Source organism: Sporomusa acidovorans, assembly GCF_900101845.1.
Taxonomy (GTDB): Bacteria; Bacillota; Negativicutes; order Sporomusales; family Sporomusaceae; genus Sporomusa; species Sporomusa acidovorans.
Window position 1 is genome coordinate 17,217 of record NZ_FNAM01000032.1, and the last position, 19,401, is coordinate 36,617.

Annotated in this window: 20 protein-coding genes; all 20 read right to left on the minus strand. The window is 47.4% G+C overall.

The genetic code is table 11. From position 1 onward, the window contains the following. Positions 1 to 369: 369 nt before the first annotated feature. The 20 genes from BLR65_RS19265 to BLR65_RS19360 all read right to left on the minus strand — a co-directional run bounded on the left by BLR65_RS19265 (position 370) and on the right by BLR65_RS19360 (position 19,223). Positions 370 to 2,409, minus strand: coding sequence for a methyl-accepting chemotaxis protein (locus BLR65_RS19265; protein ID WP_093795802.1), 2,040 nt, complete (start codon positions 2,407 to 2,409; stop codon positions 370 to 372). A 97-nt stretch (positions 2,410 to 2,506) separates the two neighbouring features. Further along, the gene (locus BLR65_RS19270) at positions 2,507 to 2,875 is read right to left on the minus strand and encodes a response regulator (protein WP_245692934.1); all 369 of its coding nucleotides are present in this window, start codon (positions 2,873 to 2,875) and stop codon (positions 2,507 to 2,509) included. 106 nt (positions 2,876 to 2,981) lie between these two features. Next, entirely contained in the window at positions 2,982 to 3,620 is a 639-nt protein-coding gene (locus BLR65_RS19275) for a cupin domain-containing protein (protein WP_093795804.1), read from the minus strand. A gap of 20 nt (positions 3,621 to 3,640) precedes the next feature. Continuing rightward, the gene (locus tag BLR65_RS19280) at positions 3,641 to 4,090 is read right to left on the minus strand and encodes a EutP/PduV family microcompartment system protein (RefSeq protein ID WP_093795805.1); all 450 of its coding nucleotides are present in this window, start codon (positions 4,088 to 4,090) and stop codon (positions 3,641 to 3,643) included. 2 nt (positions 4,091 to 4,092) lie between these two features. After that, a complete protein-coding gene (locus tag BLR65_RS19285) occupies positions 4,093 to 4,437 on the minus strand; it encodes a BMC domain-containing protein (RefSeq protein ID WP_093795806.1) in 345 nt (114 codons plus the stop codon). A 52-nt stretch (positions 4,438 to 4,489) separates the two neighbouring features. Next, positions 4,490 to 5,038 (minus strand): BMC domain-containing protein, encoded by a 549-nt coding sequence (locus tag BLR65_RS19290; RefSeq protein ID WP_093795807.1) that lies wholly within the window; start codon positions 5,036 to 5,038, stop codon positions 4,490 to 4,492. Next, positions 5,035 to 6,363 (minus strand): 4Fe-4S dicluster domain-containing protein, encoded by a 1,329-nt coding sequence (locus BLR65_RS19295; RefSeq protein WP_093795808.1) that lies wholly within the window; start codon positions 6,361 to 6,363, stop codon positions 5,035 to 5,037. The genes BLR65_RS19290 and BLR65_RS19295 overlap by 4 nt, the downstream gene beginning before the upstream one ends. Beyond that, positions 6,360 to 6,671: a EutN/CcmL family microcompartment protein gene (locus tag BLR65_RS19300; RefSeq protein WP_093795809.1), complete on the minus strand. Its 312-nt coding sequence runs from the start codon at positions 6,669 to 6,671 to the stop codon at positions 6,360 to 6,362. The genes BLR65_RS19295 and BLR65_RS19300 overlap by 4 nt, the downstream gene beginning before the upstream one ends. After that, positions 6,668 to 7,423 carry a hypothetical protein gene (locus tag BLR65_RS19305; protein ID WP_093795810.1) on the minus strand — a complete coding sequence of 252 codons (756 nt, stop codon included), beginning with the start codon at positions 7,421 to 7,423 and terminating at the stop codon, positions 6,668 to 6,670. The genes BLR65_RS19300 and BLR65_RS19305 overlap by 4 nt, the downstream gene beginning before the upstream one ends. Positions 7,424 to 7,426: 3 nt before the next feature. Next, on the minus strand, positions 7,427 to 8,710 hold the full coding sequence (gene pduL / locus BLR65_RS19310) for a phosphate propanoyltransferase (protein ID WP_176772770.1): 1,284 nt from the start codon (positions 8,708 to 8,710) through the stop codon (positions 7,427 to 7,429). Between the two features lie 46 nt (positions 8,711 to 8,756). Further along, positions 8,757 to 9,068 (minus strand): BMC domain-containing protein, encoded by a 312-nt coding sequence (locus BLR65_RS19315; RefSeq protein ID WP_093795811.1) that lies wholly within the window; start codon positions 9,066 to 9,068, stop codon positions 8,757 to 8,759. Between the two features lie 35 nt (positions 9,069 to 9,103). Further along, positions 9,104 to 10,576, minus strand: coding sequence for an acetaldehyde dehydrogenase (acetylating) (locus BLR65_RS19320; protein ID WP_093795812.1), 1,473 nt, complete (start codon positions 10,574 to 10,576; stop codon positions 9,104 to 9,106). 19 nt (positions 10,577 to 10,595) lie between these two features. After that, complete coding sequence (gene eutL / locus BLR65_RS19325; RefSeq protein WP_093795813.1) at positions 10,596 to 11,243, minus strand: ethanolamine utilization microcompartment protein EutL; 648 nt, start codon at positions 11,241 to 11,243, stop codon at positions 10,596 to 10,598. 37 nt (positions 11,244 to 11,280) lie between these two features. Beyond that, entirely contained in the window at positions 11,281 to 12,177 is an 897-nt protein-coding gene (gene eutC, locus BLR65_RS19330) for an ethanolamine ammonia-lyase subunit EutC (RefSeq protein ID WP_093795814.1), read from the minus strand. A gap of 13 nt (positions 12,178 to 12,190) precedes the next feature. Then, positions 12,191 to 13,555 carry an ethanolamine ammonia-lyase subunit EutB gene (locus BLR65_RS19335; protein ID WP_093795815.1) on the minus strand — a complete coding sequence of 455 codons (1,365 nt, stop codon included), beginning with the start codon at positions 13,553 to 13,555 and terminating at the stop codon, positions 12,191 to 12,193. Positions 13,556 to 13,588: 33 nt separating this feature from the next. Continuing rightward, entirely contained in the window at positions 13,589 to 15,013 is a 1,425-nt protein-coding gene (locus BLR65_RS19340) for an ethanolamine ammonia-lyase reactivating factor EutA (protein ID WP_093795816.1), read from the minus strand. Between the two features lie 12 nt (positions 15,014 to 15,025). Then, a complete protein-coding gene (locus tag BLR65_RS19345) occupies positions 15,026 to 15,367 on the minus strand; it encodes a BMC domain-containing protein (protein WP_093795817.1) in 342 nt (113 codons plus the stop codon). Between the two features lie 39 nt (positions 15,368 to 15,406). Then, entirely contained in the window at positions 15,407 to 16,795 is a 1,389-nt protein-coding gene (gene eat, locus BLR65_RS19350; protein WP_093795818.1) for an ethanolamine permease, read from the minus strand. Between the two features lie 381 nt (positions 16,796 to 17,176). Next, positions 17,177 to 17,785 (minus strand): ANTAR domain-containing response regulator, encoded by a 609-nt coding sequence (locus BLR65_RS19355; RefSeq protein ID WP_245692930.1) that lies wholly within the window; start codon positions 17,783 to 17,785, stop codon positions 17,177 to 17,179. After that, positions 17,748 to 19,223, minus strand: coding sequence for a sensor histidine kinase (locus BLR65_RS19360; protein WP_093795820.1), 1,476 nt, complete (start codon positions 19,221 to 19,223; stop codon positions 17,748 to 17,750). Before BLR65_RS19360 ends, BLR65_RS19355 begins: the two co-directional genes overlap by 38 nt. Between the last annotated feature and the right edge of the window lie 178 nt (positions 19,224 to 19,401).

A 19,401-nucleotide genomic window follows, 5' to 3' on the forward strand; every position in this document is an offset into this window, starting at 1 on the left:
AAAACAATGGCGATAGCTTTAAGGCTTAACATGGTAGTCAAATTAGATATTCTCATCATATCCTCAATTTTTCGCTACTTTTTTTTACAGCAACATCGCAATATACATTATCTTGCATTTATTGATATATTTATTAAAAATGTGTATATTTGCTTTTTCTCCATTTTCCAGCAAAATCCTTTTTTATCTTTTCATAAAAGTCGAAATATTTTCAGACCGCTCTCGACTTTTTGAAAAATTTCAAGCAAAAAAATTTCCCAGACAAGACGCAAGGCGTACAATACATGCACACTTCATCTCACCTAGGAAAGGATTTATCAAGAACCCCTACAATTGGTCAGTTTTTACTAATAAGTTATCGCCAGTCTCTCAGCGAATAAATTTGTTGACCGACATCGTCAGATCTTCAGCCAGTTTAGCCAGCATTTTACTGGCTGAGGCTATCTCCTGCATTGTTGCCGATTGTTCCTGAGTCGTGGCTGCAACTGTTTCGGCTCTATGTGCCGTGCTCTGGCTCATGGTGCCAATGTTCCGTACTGACTCTACCAATTTTTCACTATCTACATTCATTTCCTGAGCAGATCCGGCAATCCGGTTCAATTCGGACGCTATCTGCCGGATCATTTCCACAATTGTATCAAAGGCCTTGCCGGCAACGTCAACCATCCCAGTGCCTGCGTTAACTTCTTTAATACCTGCCTGCATTGTAGTTACGGCTTTACCGGTCTCGCCCTGGATTTCCCTGATAAGTCCGGAGATTTGTTTGGCGGCCGATTGTGATTGTTCCGCCAAATTGCGGACTTCTTCTGCCACAACGGCAAAGCCTTTGCCTGCCTCTCCGGCACGCGCCGCCTCAATGGCCGCATTTAAGGCCAATAGATTAGTCTGAGCAGCAATTGTGGAAATAGCCTCAACAATTTGCCCGATTTCTCCTGAATAATTTCCCAATTTATTAATGACTTCGGCCAGGTCGCCCACAGCTTTTTCAATGCTGTCCATTTGCGCTACGGCCGAATGGATTGCTTGTCGGCCCTCACCAGCAGTATTGGATGTTTCAGTGGATACATGGGTTACGGTAATCACCTGCTCAGATATCCGGTTAATTTTCTCATAAATCTGCTCGACAAATTTCAGGCTATCTTTAACGCAATTTAATTCTATATCGGTAGCTCCCGCCACTTCTGTAATCTCCGCAGCCACTTGATTAGACGCCTGGGCCGATTGTTCGACATTGGCAGTTAATTCTTCTGAAGCAGCAGATACTTGTTCTGCCGAATGCCGTATGCGGTTAAACAATTCTTTTAAATTGTCCACCATGATCTGCAGATTTTGCGCCAACACGCCAATCTCATCCTTAGTGTCAACCGGAATCTGCGTTGATAAATCACCTTGCGCTACCCGGTTGGCGGCCTCCTTGAGCCTACTAAGCGGCCCGCTAACCTTGCGGGTAAAGAAAAACGTAAGTAACACAAAAAATAAGAATGCCGCCATAATAAAGCTAATTGTGCTGGCAATGTTCAGCTTATTAAGCCCGGCAAACACCTCAGACTTCGGCATAACCATCACGAGTTTCATCCCGGTATCTCCAATAGGACATATACCTATATAACTTTCCTTTTTATCCATCGTTCCATTTAGCATTTTAAATTCGGTTGCTGCAATCGCTTGTTCGCCAAGCTTCCGGACAAAATCATCCGGATCCTCAGTAATCTTCTGCTTCATATTTTTTTCAGCCACCGGATGCCCCAGATACTGCCCGCTTTGGCTGACAATAAACGCGTAGCCGGTCTGTCCTACCTTGATACTGGCAACATAGTCGTTAATTTCTTTAAGGCCAATATCCATCGTGGTAACCCCAACCACTTTGCCTGCGCGTTTGACAGGCGCCACACTGGTAATCATATCGGCTTTCAGCACTTCATCATAATAAGGATCAGTCCAGGCTATTACACTCTTAGCATTTAAACCTGTTTTGTACCAGTTCTGAGAGTGATAATCGCTTTGCGGCGTACTAAAATCCCAGGTTAGATTTACTGTATTATCTTTTTTAAGCAAATATGGTCCATAGTATCTTTGCGTACTGTCAAAAACAAAAGGTTCATAAAAACAGCCGCCGCCAAAAATCATCTTGTCAGATTGCATGTAATTGGCTAGGATTTTCAGCAAACTGTCAATATCCTTATCGTTTGTCTCCATATCTCTGGCGGTGGCCTCTGTTAGTGTCGCAATATGAAACAAATCCCGTTCAACTTTCTGGGCTTCAAAGCTAACTTGGTAGGACAATGATTTTTCAATCTCATTAGCCAAAATCTCTTTACTCTCGAAATAATTAAAAATTCCTTGTAGCGAAAAGACAGCAAAACTTATGGCAATTGTAACAAAAATAAACAACGTCTTAATATTGTTCATCAAATCCTCCTTTGTTTGCTGCCACGGTAACCTTACAAATTATCATAGTATGGAAACATACTACCAGCGAAGCATTGTAGGATAATGGCCGATTTTCTTAATTTGACATACTCTTGGTAAGGCAATGCAGATTGTGTATCAGTTTGTCAGGCCGAACAGGTTTCAGCATGTAATCGACTGCCCCGGCTGTGGCGACGTCTTGTACATAATTTGAGTTGTCAGATGCAGTTAGAAAAATTATTTTAGCCTCCGGCACGATTGTACGCAGATGTTTAGCCGCATCCAGACCATTCATTTCCGGCATCCGAATATCCATAAGCACAATGTCTGGTCTTACCCGGTTTGCCACTTGTAAGGCCAGCGCGCCGTCACTTGCCTCACCAACAACTGATATTTCCGGGCAATGCCTGTCAACGATAAAGCGAATGGCCTGTCGTTCCAGTTGTTCATCATCAACTATAATCATTTTATACACCAGCAATCCCTCCTCTTAATACTCTTGTTCTTTGTGTGCTAATGGGGCTAACCCATTTCAACAGGTCAACCCCTATTGATCAGATAGTCTTGTTACTCTAAATATCCGACCAATTCGCCGGATATGTCACATAAAATACTTTGGCTTTGTCCGGCGATCCGAACACCACCTGCGTATCCTTGGGTATGTAAAGGACATCACCGGCAACACAGGTATATGTCTTTCCGCCGCTTGCTACCGTAAAAGTCCCCTCTATGACATAATCCACTTCATCATAGGTTAAATTCCAGGGAAACTTTGCATGATCAAATGACATAAAACCTGCGGCTAAATTGGCCTCTCTTGCCGTAATGACATCTTTCAGTTTAACCTTTTGATCTGACGGCGCCGCCTCAAAGGGCCGCAGTTCCACTTCCGAACCCTTAACCTGAGTCATCTTCGGCTGAGCGCAGGCCGGCTTCATTAATTCAGTTACTATATTGCGCACCTGTACTTCAAGAGTGCTTTGACTGCTATCAGGCTTTGACTGGATTTCCGTACTGCCATGCTTCCCGGCTTCTCGTTGTTTTTGCTTATCCGACAATCGGTTAACTGCCTGTTCGCGAACAATTCTAACGCCTAGCTCTTTAGCCATATCCTTGGCCGAGGGAGTCAGCACACTTTGTGACGGAATAATCACGTCTTTACCGGTTTCGGCCAACCGGCGCAGTTCAACGGCCGAAATTAGCTTTTTCATTCCCCCACCCCCTTTTGAATTTAATCTGATAAGCCTGCCAAACAAGACATATGCAACGCAAGCTCCTCTATACCGATCCCCTCTTGTGCGGAGACATGATAAATCCGTCCGGCAATTCCTGCTTTGCGTAAGTGATCCTCAGCAAGTTTCGGATTAGCTTCCGGATGATCGATTTTAGAAATAATGCCGATAACCGGCTTACGAAATGCCAAAGCAAATTTAGGCGGATACGGACAATTACGCCGGGTCGCATCATGCAATGCCCAGACTTCAGCCGCGCCAATGCCGGCATTTATTAACACATGATAGTGACGCGGTATTTCCAAATATTCTCCCGGACAGTCGATAAAAATGCTGGAAAAGTCCATTGCCTGGGTCTTCAAATAAACAAGCGACTGATTTAACAATTTTTGTTTCAAAGTTGTCTTGCCGGCACCAATACCGCCAATCAATAAAATTTTTTTCTTCATCGTCAACTTCGCGTCACTTCCGCTGCTGAAAATCCCAGGATCGTAACAAGTGTTTCAACAGCCGCCCGAATGGCCGCTTCGACATCGGCAATGCCGCCGGTAACGACAAGTGAACCTGTAAACCGGTCGACAAAACCTATTTCGACATCGCCGGATTTGGCTGCCGAATCGGCGGCAATGATCGCTGCTTCACTAGGAGTAATTGTCATAATGCCTAAGGCCCCGTTGCCATCAATCCCCAAGCGTTCATGCAGGTTGCCTTGCGGGTTGGGTATGATATGGGCCATCGTCACTTGTTTTCCTGGAACATATTCTTGTATCATCCGCTGTTTTTGTGTTGTGCTCATTCCCTGTCACCAACCTTTCCGCCAAGATGCTCCTACTAGCTTTTCATTGGGTTCATTTGAAACTATCAATAACCTGCTGATTAGGACGGGGAATCACGACTTTATACACCAGCATTCCTTTTTCTGCCGCCAATTCACTCCCGGCAGCAACAGCCGCTTTAACGGCAGCCACTTCGCCTGTCAATATACTGTAACTTTTACCCCCGATACCAAAAGCCATATGCAGGCGGACAGGCGTCACAGCCGCCGTTTTGACAGCCAAATCAGCCGCTTCAATCGCCGCTGCCACCGTATAGGTTTCAATTACACCAATAGCCCTTATACCGTTTAAATCGTTGCCGCCCCCAATAGCCGGCAGGATGGACGGATGAACGTTGGGAATAACAAAATGGTCAACCGCATGCTGAGTTCCCAGGTCAAGGCCCGCAGCAACCGCCTGCTTGACAGCCGAGACATCCCCACTCACCAGCACCATATACTTGCCAGGGCATAGGTGTTTGGCTACAAGCAGCGTGACGTCAGCAGTTTTAGCCATGGCATCTGCGGCTTCTATTCCCTTTGCAATACTGGTAAACTCAACAATACCAATCGCATTAATCATGAGGTGGCACCGCCTTTTCGAATCGTAATAACTTGCGGGGAAACTTGTTCAACAGTCCCTGTTATACTGGCATGAATTCGAGCCCCTAGCGCATCGGCAGGCATTTCAGCTATCAATTGGCCTGCTTCAACCAAGTCCCCTTCCTTAATTACAGCGACTGCCGGCGCTCCGATATGCTGGCGCAAGGGAATGCATACGCGCTCCGGCTGATAGTTCTCCTGGCGCAAAGGGGCATCCGGCGGATACCACGGCTGTAAATGGAGGCGCGACACTAAACGGGATGAAGGAATAAGCCGGTGTTCGGCCATAGGATCTGCTTGCCTCAAATCTCCCTGATAGCGAATATTATGAGCCCGGAATTCTCCTTTTAGCGCCACGTTCACCCGCATGGGAGAAATACCGACAGGACAGGAATAGGCTTCACAAACACCGCATTCGGAGCAAGTTAATGCACTTTGCAGCAATTGCGGGTTACCTACCGCATTATGGTTAACTGACCGAACAATGAGGTGCGGCGGCAGCTCGTGGCCGATGATATGCCGCGGGCAAAGCTCAGTACAGTAACAACACTGTTCGCATACGGTTTTAGCGATCTGCAAAACAGATTGGACAGATTGCTGCTTGCGCCGGATAAGCAGATGGTCTGCCGGCAAAACGATAAGCCCGCCGGTAGTCTTCGTTACAGGAGCAGATAAATCTGCAACTAAATTTCCCATCATGGGACCACCGTCAATATAAGCGGCCTCGGCACACACAGCTCCTCCGGCTAAATCCAGTACTTCGGTCAGCGTGGTGCCAACCGGTACGGTTACGGTAGCCGGCGACTTAACAGCGCCTGTCACTGTCAGGGTTTTAGTCGTAACCGCTTGCCCCCGCATGGCTTTGGCTATGTTCATGACGGTCTGGACATTATTGACAACAACGCCAATGTTAATCGGAATGCCGCCCGGCGGCACCCTTCGCCCGGTAGTCAGCCAGATCGTCATAACTTCATCGCCGGCGGGATAGATATCCCGCAGAATCCCGATACGAATGTTCGGCGGCAATAACGGCTGAATTGCTTTTATTGCCGCTTTGTATTTAGCCTTTAAGGCAATAATGCCTTCTCGGGCCCCCGTAGCTTTCATCGCCTGGTTCAGACCTTCAAGGAGCAATTCGGGATACCGGGCCGCTAGCTGCTGGTCGGTCCGCAGCATGGGTTCACATTCGGCGCAATTAACAATATAGATTTCGGCTTTGGCCGCCAGCTTAACATGGGTGGGAAAACCGGCGCCGCCGGCCCCTACTACGCCGGCTGCCTGTACTTTTTCGATTATTTTGCTCATGATACTTCGCCACTTTCCGCTCCGAAGGTTTCTTTATCAATAATGCCTACGACCATTGCATCCACTGGTATATGGGTGTCAGCAAGGCTTTGTCTGGCTGATGACCCGGCGGCGATCATCACAATCTCCTCTTCACCGGCCCCAATCTTATCACCGACAACCAGCGTGTCACCCCATTCTGCCAGAAAAACTTCTCCGGACTCTTTATATCTCATGGCCACCGGCTGTACGACAAGAAATTTAAGTCCTCTAAGGGACTCTTCCTTGCGTGTCGCCCAGACATTTCCGATTACACGTGCGATAATCAACAGCAACGAACCCCTTCCCTATAGACTTCTATTTTTTGTTTTTTGAGTACATCAATGGCGCCCGGTGCCACTACAGTCGTTTTGGCTATTCTTATGATTCCCTTTAAGGGAAATTGCAAAGCCTCTTTAGCGGACAGCAGCCGCTTTTCATAGCGTATTCCGGAGTTAAGTGGCTGTACTAGCGGTTCCGGGCTGCCTGGGACCATAGGAACAGGCTGTACCGCAGGTGTAGCCTGCGTTTCTGAGTTGCTGCCGGCAATAACAACACCAAAGCCGGTTACCCTCCGCACATACTCCGCAAACATCTGCCGGTAGCTGTCTGGTGTTTTGGCGGTAAAACCTAAGTTTAACTGCCCGATTTCGACCGGTATGCCTTGGGAAATAGCCCAGGCAATCATCCTGCCGACTTTGTCACTGATCAGTCCGAGAGCGATTTGCGCCAGTTGGTCCGCGGAGCATACCGGCAGATGAATACGGCTCCAGCTTGGCTGTTCCACGGCCTGTTCCCAAGAAATCCTATTTATTTGCTTGCCAGGCACCTCAATTGAACTAAGAGCACATACCTGCAAGGAATAGTCCGGGTGATAACGGGCTGTTAACGTCGGCAACCGCTCCAGGTCCTGCTGGCTATTTACCAAAATCAAGCACCCCGGCCGCCTTTCGCAAATTTCTGTATTGGGCTGCAAGAGTGCCTGCAGTTCTGGTGAAGCTAGCAGCCGGGTGATAATTTCCGTCAATACAGCTTCATTCATAAACTATACCTCCACCAGAATACAACGGGTGTCCGGTTTGACTAAAGCGGCATTTGCCTCATCGGTATCGAGATGTAATTCCCCTTTAAAATTAGGACTAACCCGGACCAGCACCTTTTCAAAAACCACCGGTCTTTCACTGTCAACCTGCACGCTAACCCGCTGTCCGTCTGTAAGGTGCCACTCTCTGGCCTGCTCGCTGTGCATGTGGATATGCCGCGCCGCAACGATGGCTCCCCGCTCTAGTTCGATCATGCCGCAAGGTCCTATTAAGGTTAATCCGCTAGTTCCCTCAAGGTTTCCTGAATCCCGGACGGCCGCTTTTATCCCTAGTTGAAAACAATCCGTTACGCTGACTTCGACCTGGGTTGCGGAACGCACCGGACCCAATACCCGTACTTTCTCGAGCTTGCCCTTAGGTCCGGCCAGGGTGACAACTTCTTTGGCGGCAAACTGGCCGGGCTGGGACAGGTCTTTTTGTTTTTGCAGGCTATAGTTGGCGCCGAACAAAACTCCCAGGTGTTCTTGCGATAAATGGATATGCCGGTTGGAAATGCCGACAGCCAGGGCTTTGAGGTTCTTGTTTTGACTGCATCGCTGGCAAATAAGCACATAAAACAGACTGGATAGCCGGTTTAAAATTTTAACGATATCAGTTCGGCCGCAACTACCGTCCTCTGCCGTAAAGGCACGGTTAGCGTATAATTCCACTTCCCGGATTTTGGAACGCAGACGGTTGAGCCGCGCGACAACCCACCCGTCCCGGCTGCTCATAGCGGTATGTGGTATGCCGAAATATTTGTCCGGATGATGAGACATATCCCGAATTTTCTCTGCCGTCCAGCCGAACAAAGAACCAAACTCAATTGGCTCCTCTTTAACTTCAGCCGACATCAATTTTTGGGCAAGCAGAACAATTTCTTCGAGCTGCCCAGCCAATTGAGTCTCGCCCGCCTTCAATAACAACGTCTGTGTTTCTACCAAATCACAGTCAAACTGATCCAATTGCCCCCGCCAGGCGATGATCGGATGGGTTTTCAAAATAAGTTCTTTCCCTCTAAGGTGGGTCATATGTTCAGGCTTAGGCGCACCAGGCGTAACTGGCACCGTAGAAACAGGCTCCTGTTGTCCCAGATCAGTTTTTTCCAAAGTATATTGAACCTGAACACCTTGCGAACGCAGGAAATCACGTGCTGAAGGCGTAATGACACTGCCCTGGGGAAGGGTTAAAATTTTGGACTTTGTTTTATGCCATGTGGCCCGTAGTTCATGTTCAGATATCAGCAATTATAATCACCTCCCGGTTGTATCAAACTTGCAGGCCGCGAGAGCATTATTGATTGCCGTAAGCTTTGTTGTCACCGACAGGCAAAACATATTCGACACTGCCATGCGGCCGCGGAATGACATGTACACTGATAATTTCTCCAACCCGTTCAGCCGCCAAGGCACCCGCGTCAACCGCCGCCTTGACCGCCCCAACGTCACCGCGAACCATAACGGCCACATAGCCGCCGGACACATGTTCCTTGCCGCACAAAGTTACATTAGCGGCTTTTAACATCTGATCGGCAGCCTCGATGGCCGGAATTAAACCCTTGGTCTCAATCATCCCCAAAGCAACAACACTGCGAACTTCTGCCATTTGCTTTCCTCCTCATATACTAATTTGTCAGCTTTTTACGAACATTTCATGGCCTTCATCACTTCAGCCACAACAGACTTTATCAGCTGCGGGTCAATCGTATTGGCACTTACGGAACAGAAATTGGCTGTCCCGCCGGGAGGCTGTATAGCCGGACGCTCTGGTATGCCCGTGTGCCAGGCGACCCGTTTTATGTTAATTAAGTGCAACGGGGTTACATTCTCCGACACGCTGGAACCGCCCCAGGTTCCGCAACCAAGGGTAAATGAAGGGGCCATTTCCGTTGTAGCCCCAACGCCGCCTAAAGCGGATGGCGTATTAACCAGCACACGGAAAATCGGCTTTCTTAGCGCAAACTCACGAATAACCGTCTCATTCGTGGTATGAATGGCTAAACTGTGACCGATACCACCCAATTCCAGGAGTTGGGTACACTTCTCACACCCCTCCTCCCAGTCTTTCACCCGGTAAAAACCTAACACTGTAGTCAATTTTTCGTAGGATAACGGCCACTGTGACCCGATTCCATCAAGCGGCGCCACCAGACATTTTACTTGCGGCGGCACATTGATTCCGGCCATTTTGGCAATAACTTGCGGATCTTTTCCGACTACACGGGGATTCATACTGTGATTGGGCAGCATGACAATTTTCGAAACTTTCTCGACTTCATCAGGTTCGAGGAAGTGGGCTCCGTAACGCTTCAATTGCTGGGTCAACTCACCGGCAATACAATCTTCGGCCACGATGGCTTGCTCGGACGCACAAATAGTGCCATTGTCGAACGATTTCCCCGCAATGATATATTCCGCCGCTTTTGCCAAATCGGCGCTTCGTTCAACAAAGACGGGCACATTGCCCGGGCCAACGCCAAGAGCGGGTTTGCCGCTGCTATAAGCGGCTTTTACCAAAGCGCTGCCGCCTGTCGCTAAAATTACGGAGGTAATCGCATTCTTCATCAATTCCTGCGTTGCATCCATGGAAATTGTTGTCAGACAGCCAATAACGCCCTCCGGCGCGCCTGCTGCGACGGCTGCCCGGTTCATGACCGCGGCCGCCTCGGCGGTACAACGCGCCGCCGACGGGTGCGGGGAAAACACAATTGCGTTGCGGGACTTCAGGGCAATCATCGACTTATAAATGATCGTCGAAGTCGGGTTAGTTGTGGGTACAATCCCGGCAATTACGCCAACCGGCTCGGCAATTTTCCACATTTTTTCCTGAGTTTCAATAATGCCGGCGGTTTTCATATCCTTAATATAGTCATATACATGCTTGGCAGCGAAATAGTTTTTAAAGCATTTATCCTCATATTTACCCATACCGGTTTCACTTACCGCCATGGCCGCCAGCCGGCAAGCCTCCGCTTCGCCGGCATTACGCATTGCCTTGATGATCTCATTTACTTGTTCCTGCGAAAAACTTTTCAGGATTTGTTGTGCTTCCCGGGCCTTTTTCAATAGATTACGGACTTCCTGTACGGACGCTAAATCCCGGTCAAGTTCCATTGTCTCCACCTCTCCCAAGTTAGAACTTCAGTGCATTAGATGCCACATCAATAACGGCTCTTTGAAAAGCTTCACACGCTGCCCGGCAGGCACTTTGCGTTCCTGTTAAGAGCGCACCGCCAAAGTTTGTCTCTGTCGGCGGACCGTAAAATGCTTTCATCTCAACCTCAGCGGCTTTTAGTGCCGCATCAATACCATACATGGCTTCCAGCGGCGGCGCAATTAAATAGGCCAATGGTTCACCCAGCGGAATCTCGGCAATTTTGGACAAATAGCTGCCTGTTCTGGATATGGTCTGGGCAAACCAGGCAGTTGCCCCTCCGTCACAAGTGTAAAAAAACGCCTCGGTCTCCAGGTGATTAATGCAAGCATCCATGCCGGCATTTACTTCAGCCGGCGAAGGTCCTGCCAACACGCCGATAATCTCACCGGAGCGGGGACCGGATGCATGAGCGGCACCTGCATAAAAGCTTTTGGCGTAAATAACGTCAACTTCAGCCTTTTTTGTCGCCTCGTCAAGAGCGGTATAAGTCGCATCATCGATTGTTGCCGTAATCAGGCCAATTGATTTTTGGTACGAATCCAATCCCAATTTTTCTGCAAAATCAGGGGCAACATTAGGAATTAAACGCACGGCAAGAACCTGCGGCTTAATCGGTTCGATCATGTTTATAGCCTCCTTTTTTCCCACTACCATCCACGCTTTATTTGAAATTAACGCCTGTTGCCTTAGCTTCAAGTATTCTCTTTAATAAATCTGCCAAATGGGCCCCGGCTTCGGCCGAAGGCAACCCGCCTCTATGGATATTGCTGACTACCGTTCGCTCACTTTCCAGCATGCCGCGACGGGCGTGATAACCAATATAGGCGCTCATACTTTCCGCAGTACCCAGACCCGGACGTTCCCCGATGAGAATAATCACGACTTCAGGTTTAAGAACCTCGCCGATGACATCCATAACTCCTACACGGGAGTACTTGACAAAAATGGTGGTCCCCACTGTGATCCCCAGGCTGTTTAGCCCTTGGAGCATGGCAGGCAGCAAATTAGGAATATTGGCTTCCACCGCCTTACTGGATAAGCCGTCAGCTACAATTACTTGTACTGTAGCCCCTTGCACACAATGTTGACGCAAAATTTCAATGTTCTCATCATCAAGCAGTCTGCCTAAATCCGGCCGCGTCAAATATTCATCCTTGGAAGAACACTTGGTAACAACCGATACCATCTTATATTGTTTAGGAAACTCCGCCGGCACCTCGCCCAGCACAGAATCCTGCGCCACAGCGTGGTCGGCCCGAAACCGCAGTAAAGTATCTGTTAAAGGACGTACGCCTGCGCGCCAGACACCAATTCGCGCCGGTGTGGCCAACTTCATTTCGTGATAGAGTTCCGCATTCACCGGATTGGGAACTTGTAAATATTTCTGCAGATTAATGGCTGCCAAATCATCCAGATAGTCTTCATTGTTCACTACGTCCTGCGCAGCAGCCACAGCCTGCTGCGCAGGCATTTGACACTCCACAGAATCTTTTGCCGGTTTATTTATTTCTGCCAGCACCTGTTCCACGATCAGTCGAATATTATTGTCCACCTCCATAAAAACCTGCCCCCTATTTCGTAAAAATAGTTGCGTCACCGGCCTGCGGTGTAAGCCTGCCATTTTTCAAAATTCCCATGCTGTCTGCCCAGGCTTCGAACTCCGGCAGCGGCCTGAGGTTAAACACCTCACGCAAAGTTGGAATATCATGATAACTGGTACACTGGTAGTTCAGCATCACATCGTCGCCCATGGGTATCCCCATAAAATAAGTGCATCCGGCGGCGCTTAATAAAACAGCCAGATTTTCAATATCATTCTGGTCTGCTTTCATATGATTGGTGTAACAGGCGTCCACGCCCATCGGCACCCCAGTCAGTTTGCCCATAAAGTGATCCTCCAGTCCGGCCCGGGTAACCTGACGGGTATCATACAAATACTCAGGACCAATAAACCCTACTACCGTGTTCACAAGGAAGGGTTTATAGTGACGGGCCAAACCGTAGCATCTTGCTTCCAGAGTAACCTGATCAGCATCATGGTGAGCTTCAGCCGAAAGTTCGGAACCTTGCCCAGTTTCAAAATACATGATGTTAGGACCGGCAGCCCGGCCCTCTTTTAAGCCGGCGGCATAGGCCTCATCCAAAATCCTGCTCTCAATGCCAAACGCCTTATTACCGGCTTCGGTGCCGGCAATAGACTGAAACAGTAGTTCAACAGGCGCTCCTTTTTGTATAGCTCTAAGCTGAGTTGTAATGTGAGCCAAAACGCATATCTGGGTTGGGATTTGCCAATCCTGAACAAACTGATAGAGTGTTTCTAAACTGCGAATAACCGCTGGCAGCGTGTCGTCAACCGGATTCAAACCGATTACGGCGTCACCAACTCCATACGATAACCCTTCGCGAACACTGGCCAAGATTCCATCGACTCCGTCCGTCGGGTGATTAGGCTGCAGACGTGCCGCCAAGCGGCCCGGAGCACCAATGGTGGTATTGCAATGAGCTACGTTTTTGATTTTGCTGGCTCCTAACACTAAATCCAGGTTGCTCATTAATTTGGCAACTGCGGCCACCATTTCCGAAGTTAGGCCGCGGCTTAAGCGGTGAAGCTCATTATTGCCGGTGTCTGAGTCTAAGATATACTGACGAAGTTCAGCCACAGACCAGTTTTTGATTGACCGGTAAACTGACTCATTGATATCACCGTCAATAATCCTTGATACCTCGTCCTCTTCCAACGGTACAACCGGATTGTTGCGAAGATCCTCAAGAGTAAGCTGGGAAAGCACATATTTGGCGGCAATCCGTTCGGCGGCATTTTCGGCGGCAATGCCTGCCAGAATATCGCCGGATTTTATTTCATTCGCTTTTGCGAGAACCTCTTTAACGCTTTTAAAACTAAAGCTTTGGCCCATAAGCCTTGTTTTCAGCTTCACGCGTTTCACTCCTTCCCTGCCTGGTGCGGCACATTATCGCGCAAACACCAGCGTTTTTACAATAACTGGCACCGCTTCCTCATAAGGCAACGGCTTTGCAATATCGAGAAAATCACCAAGCTTTAACTCAATACCGTCAAGGCACACGATTTCTTGTTCAGGCAAAATGCAGCGCAGGCTTTGCCCTAAAACCTTAGCGATGTCTTGCTGGGCTACAACCACTTTGGGAGTACCGGAAATTTGGAGTAGTTCTTGCGCAAGATGACGGGCCAGGGCAACAATTGTTGTAAAATTAGTATCCGCTAAAGGGGGCACAACTGCGGCAAAGGTACGGTATAATGAATTGTCATAATTGGCGGCCAGATTAGCCCAGCTCCAAGTACCGTCTGTCTTTAACTCCGGATAGATAGCCGGAATATTTCTCAGCGGCAAAGCCGCCTTACTCGCCATAACAGTTGAACCGGATACGCTTACCGTGTGCACGCCTGCTCCCAGTACAGTGGCATGAATCGTTTCCTCTCCCTGAAAAACCCGCAGCGACTTATAAGCCCTGCTGCTGCGATAGGCTTCGGCAAGCAGCGGGCCGACATCGCCGTGAACCCACCAATTCTCAGCCTGCGGTTGATAAATATAGCGGGCAACGCCTCCGGAAAATACGATTCCGTCCAGCGGCATATCCGGCAGATGATTGGTCATTACCAATGCCGCATCGCTGTCAGCTATCGGTAGATGAAATAAAACCCGTTCTACACAGCAAACCATTTCATTTAGACAGGCCTTGATGCCAGCCAATTCTTCTGCCGGCGAATCGACGGGAAAAAGGGCACTCTCCCGTTGTTTCTCCAAACATTGCACTAATTTTTGTGCCGAAGGACTGATATAGGTGAGCCGGCGAGAAAGTGTGTCCACCTCAAACAGCCGCCCCCCAACATTAATGCATGCTGTACCGATACAAACCCCGCGATCAAAAATCGCAATATTGGAAGTGCCGCCACCGATATCCAAATTGGCCACTCGAATACGCAGTCGTTTGGAAATCTCCTCCGCACCCGCTCCTTTGCCGGCTATTACGCTTTCCAAATCCGGTCCGGCGGTGGCTACCACAAATTCACCGGCAAATTCCGCCAAAGCATGGACAATCTCTGACGCATTTTCTTTTTTGGCTGTCTCACCGGTGATAATGACAGCCCCGGTATCTACATCTTTAGGCTGAATGCCGGCACATTCGTATTCTTGAGCTATCAAATTCCGTAAAGCCGCACCATCAACCCGGTTGCGGTCTAAAAACGGCGTAAAATGAACGGCCCCCATATAGACGACGCTTTTGCGGCTAATTTCGATTTTGGGCACTTGGGTTCCCGGCATCACATTAACCAGTGTCAATCGGGATAACACCATTTGGGTAGTGGTTGTTCCGATATCAATACCAATGCTTGTAAGCGTAATTTCCTTGTCCATACTCGCTCAGGATCACTTGCCGGTATCAGTTGGCTTAGTCGCTGTTTTAGCCGGTTTTTCTTCCACAGGGATGCTCGGCAAAATAGCCTCCAATTCGGCGTGCGGCCGGGGAATTACGTGACAACTGATCAGTTCGCCAACACGTTCAGCAGCGGCAGCGCCTGCATCAACAGCCGCCTTTACAGCCCCGACATCACCGCGCACCATTACCGTTACCAGCGCCCCGCCAACTTTTACTTTGCCGATCAAATGAACATTAGCTGCTTTTACCATCGCGTCGGCAGCCTCAATACTTCCCACTACCCCTTTTGTCTCGACCATCCCTAAAGCAACTAATCCGTCTTTGTATGACATACTTTATTTGCCCCTTTCATAAAAATGATCACAAACCGACTAATTGTCCAATTCATCCAACACACCGAATTCTTCTTCGAAAGGCCGGATGTTTTTATTGCCCCAGATGAAATAATAGGCTACCGCCAAGACATAAGCCACAGCCACCCAGATTAGACTGTCAATACTTGCCACCAACAGACTGACTACGCAAAATACTGCTATGATTAAGCTGATTGTCGGCACCAGCGGAAACATCGGAACTTTAAACGGACGTTTCATTTCAGGTTCCTTGGAGCGTAATACAAACAAACTGATCAGGCTGATAATATACATGATAACCGAGCCAAATACGGATATCGTAATAACAACATTTGTCAGCCCTGTCATTGCGGCCCCCAGGCACACTAAACCCGGTAAGAGCAGCGCCCAAACAGGTGTACGGTGCTTTGGATGAACATAGGCCAGGAATTTTGGCAAATAGCCGGTGCGTGCCATAGCGTACGCTTGGCGGGAGTACCCGAGAATAATGCCATGCAGGGATGCTACAAGACCAAATAAGCCAATGGCGTTAATCGCTAAAACCCAGAAAGAGCTCTCGCCATAAACACAGCTCAAAGCCATCGGCAACGGATAATCCACTGCATCAATCAATGCGACGTCAGCAATGCCGGCAGTAAGAAACAGTGTGGCAAAGGCCATTACCGTCAAAGTTCCCATTCCACTTAAAAATCCGACAGAGATATCCTTTTGCGGATTGACCATTTCCTCAGCCGACATAGCGCCGCCTTCAATAGCCAGGTAAAACCATATTGCAAAAGGAACTGCCGCCATAATACCGTTATAGCCGTTAGGCAAAACGGGTTCGGCCATAACTTTGGCCATATCAAAATGCGGAATAGCCAACCCCCAGTAAATTACTAAGCCGACAAGAGCCACAATTGTTACAATAAGTTCGAAAGTAGCAGACGTCTTCATACCCCAATAATTAATAAAAATAAACACCAAAAAGGCAAATACTGTCGCTGTCATTGCCGGAATAGCAGGCACAATATTATGAATATAGCCGCCTATTGCTAATGCAATGGCCGGCGGTGCGAAAACAAATTCAATAAGACAGCTTATCCCGCTCATATAGCCCCAAAACTTACCTAACGCCCGCCGCGCGTACGCGGACGGACCGCCGGCATGCGGAATCGACGTTGCCAGTTCGGAATAAGAAAGAATAAATGTCACATAAAAAATAGTAACCGGAATAAGAGCAATCGCTAAGCCGATTACCCCGCCGGCTCCAAAGCCATAACTCCAGCCAAAATAGTTTCCTGAGATAACCAGTCCAACTGCCAACGCCCAGAGATGAATGGGTTTTAAAACTCGCGTAAGTTGAGAATTTTCGCCTCCGGTATTGGCCTGCGCACTTAGAATTACCGGTTTTTCAACATTACTCATTACATACTCCTCCTACTTTACTAATTAGGCAATTGTAAAACATACTATCCTTTGTTTCTGATCTCCCTCCCATCCCATTTACTTATCCAGTGCACCAACACCTTATATGTAAGGCTGATGTTACTGTCCGTAAAATAAAATAAGCGCCTTTTAAGACTGTTATCCTTGTATAACAATCTTAAAAGGCGCTATTGCCCATTATTTCTTTGTCGCCAACAAATTTCACCAATAAAAATTAACTTCTATAGGCAAGGGGCGCTATTGCCTCTGCCTTTTAGCAGCGAATAACCAAATCTAATTTTGATAAATCTGATAATTCGCGTTCTGATAAAAAAATCCTGCAAGATTTTGCTAAAATATATAAAAAATTTGCTCATTATCTTAGTTATTACGATCAGAATTGTTTAAGACTTTTGCAGCTTTATGACTGCTGATAATTTGCTTGGCCACCTCCACCAGAGTCACCCGCTTCTGCATAGCTTGGCGCAATAATTGCCGATGAGCCTCCTGCTCGGAAACACCCAATTTGTCTTTTAAAATAACGCGCGCATGAGCAATTGTTTGCTGATTTGCCAATTGATTTTTGGTTTCAGCTAATTCCTGTTTAATATTTTGCGTATCTTTCCACCGGGCATAGGCAATTCGAACCATGGCTAACAAACCATTTTCCGAGGTTGGTTTTATAAGATAGCCGCAGGCGTGCACACATTCGGCACGGCTGATAAAGCTCGGTTGGCTATAGGCCGTAAGCATAATAACCGGTATGTTCATATTTTGAAAAATCTTTGCCACTTCCAACCCGTCCAGTTTGGGCATCATAATATCCAAAATAGCCAAATCCGGCGATGTACGTTTTGCCGTGTTAACAGCGTCACGTCCGTCGGAACACTCGCCACAAACGACATAACCGGCTTTTTCAAGCATTGCTTTAATGTCTACTCTCGTTAGTACTTCATCTTCTGCGATTAGTATCGACAATGGAATCATCATCTTTCTCCTTCCTACACGAAGGAAACGAGACCTTCGCTATTGTTGTACTATCACGGCGCTCGATCTTAAATGTCCCCTCCATTTGCTCACAAGCTAATAAGTTGACCAAATATAAACCTAAGCCTTCATTTTTTATATTAAGTTTCCTATCGGTTTCCTGATTTTCAGTATCCGCAACCATTATATGGACAATTCCCTCAGATTCCTCCACAAAAATGCTAATTTCTCCATTCATAACCTCCTTGATGCCATGTTTTAAACTATTGGTAATGAGCTCATTCAGGACTAAAGCAACGGGAACAGCCTGACTATCGGGAATTCTTACTTTTTGCCCCTGTACGGATATCTTGATATTTTGATCAGCTAATGTATAATTATCCACTAAGCTTTCGACAAGGTAACCGGCTAAATCCAAAATATTCAGTGAATTCCAGCTTTGATGAGCAAATACATCGTGAACCCGGGCAATGGAAATAATTCGGGATACACAGGCTTCAAATTCCTGCTCTACAACCTTTGAACCCACTCGCCGCTTTTGCAAATTCAAAAGCGATACGACATTTTGTAAATTATTTTTAACACGATGATGAATTTCTCTGATAATCGTGCTTTGCACATCTAACTGTCGTTCCTTCTGCCGCAGTTCCGTAACATCTTGAATAGAAACAACACACCCGGATAATTCCATATAGTTTACCAGTGGATGCACCCGAAAAAGGAAATGGGAATTATTAACTTCATACTCCATTGGTGAAGACAGACTGCCCAACATGTCCTGCATCGATTTGAACGCTAAAGCCTGCATGAGGTTTTCACCTAATGGCGAATCAGGAAAATAAGCCTTGCCAATCCGCGCTGCATTTTTATTGGCATAAATGATTTCGCCTTTTTGATTAAGCACGAAAATACCATTGCCAACCCATTCATCCCAGGCAAAACCGGTAAACGTCAAGGACATTAAAGTACTACTGAGCCGTTCTGCCGTTTGATTAAGAAATTCGACTTGTTCCTCATGGCGAATTTCTGCCGAAATATCCTTTTCCATAATAATAACACCAATAACTCGCTTGGTTTTGCTATAAAGCGGTACAACCGTCTGGTCAATGGGAACGCCTTCTTGGCTCAATCCCCGAACATTACGAACAATCCCTTCCCTAGAAAAAGCTTGAAATACAGCAGGCTCCTTAGTTGCATAAGCGATCTCACCAACTACACTCTGTTTATACAGTGAATGTCCCGGGGGATGCGCCCATGCCAATACAATCGCGTCAACACCATTCTTTAAAAAAGCATCAATAAAAACATCTGTTCCCGTTAACTCGGCAAAAACCGGCAATTGCCGGATAACATCCTCAATATCACCTGCCTCATTCGTATCCAAATCCGTATATTCCCTACAAAGCTTGCGAAATGTTTGCAAGTCATCCTTTTTTTCCACAGATTAAAGCCTCCATACATATTCAATACTAAGCTTTGCTCGTATGCAACATTTGAATTGCTCGTAAATACAAAATATGTTGTAGACATTTTATAACGGGTTAGATCAGTTTTTAGTTGTTATGTTTATTTTTACATATCTCTCCAATAAATGTCAAGAGTTGACATTTATTGGAGAG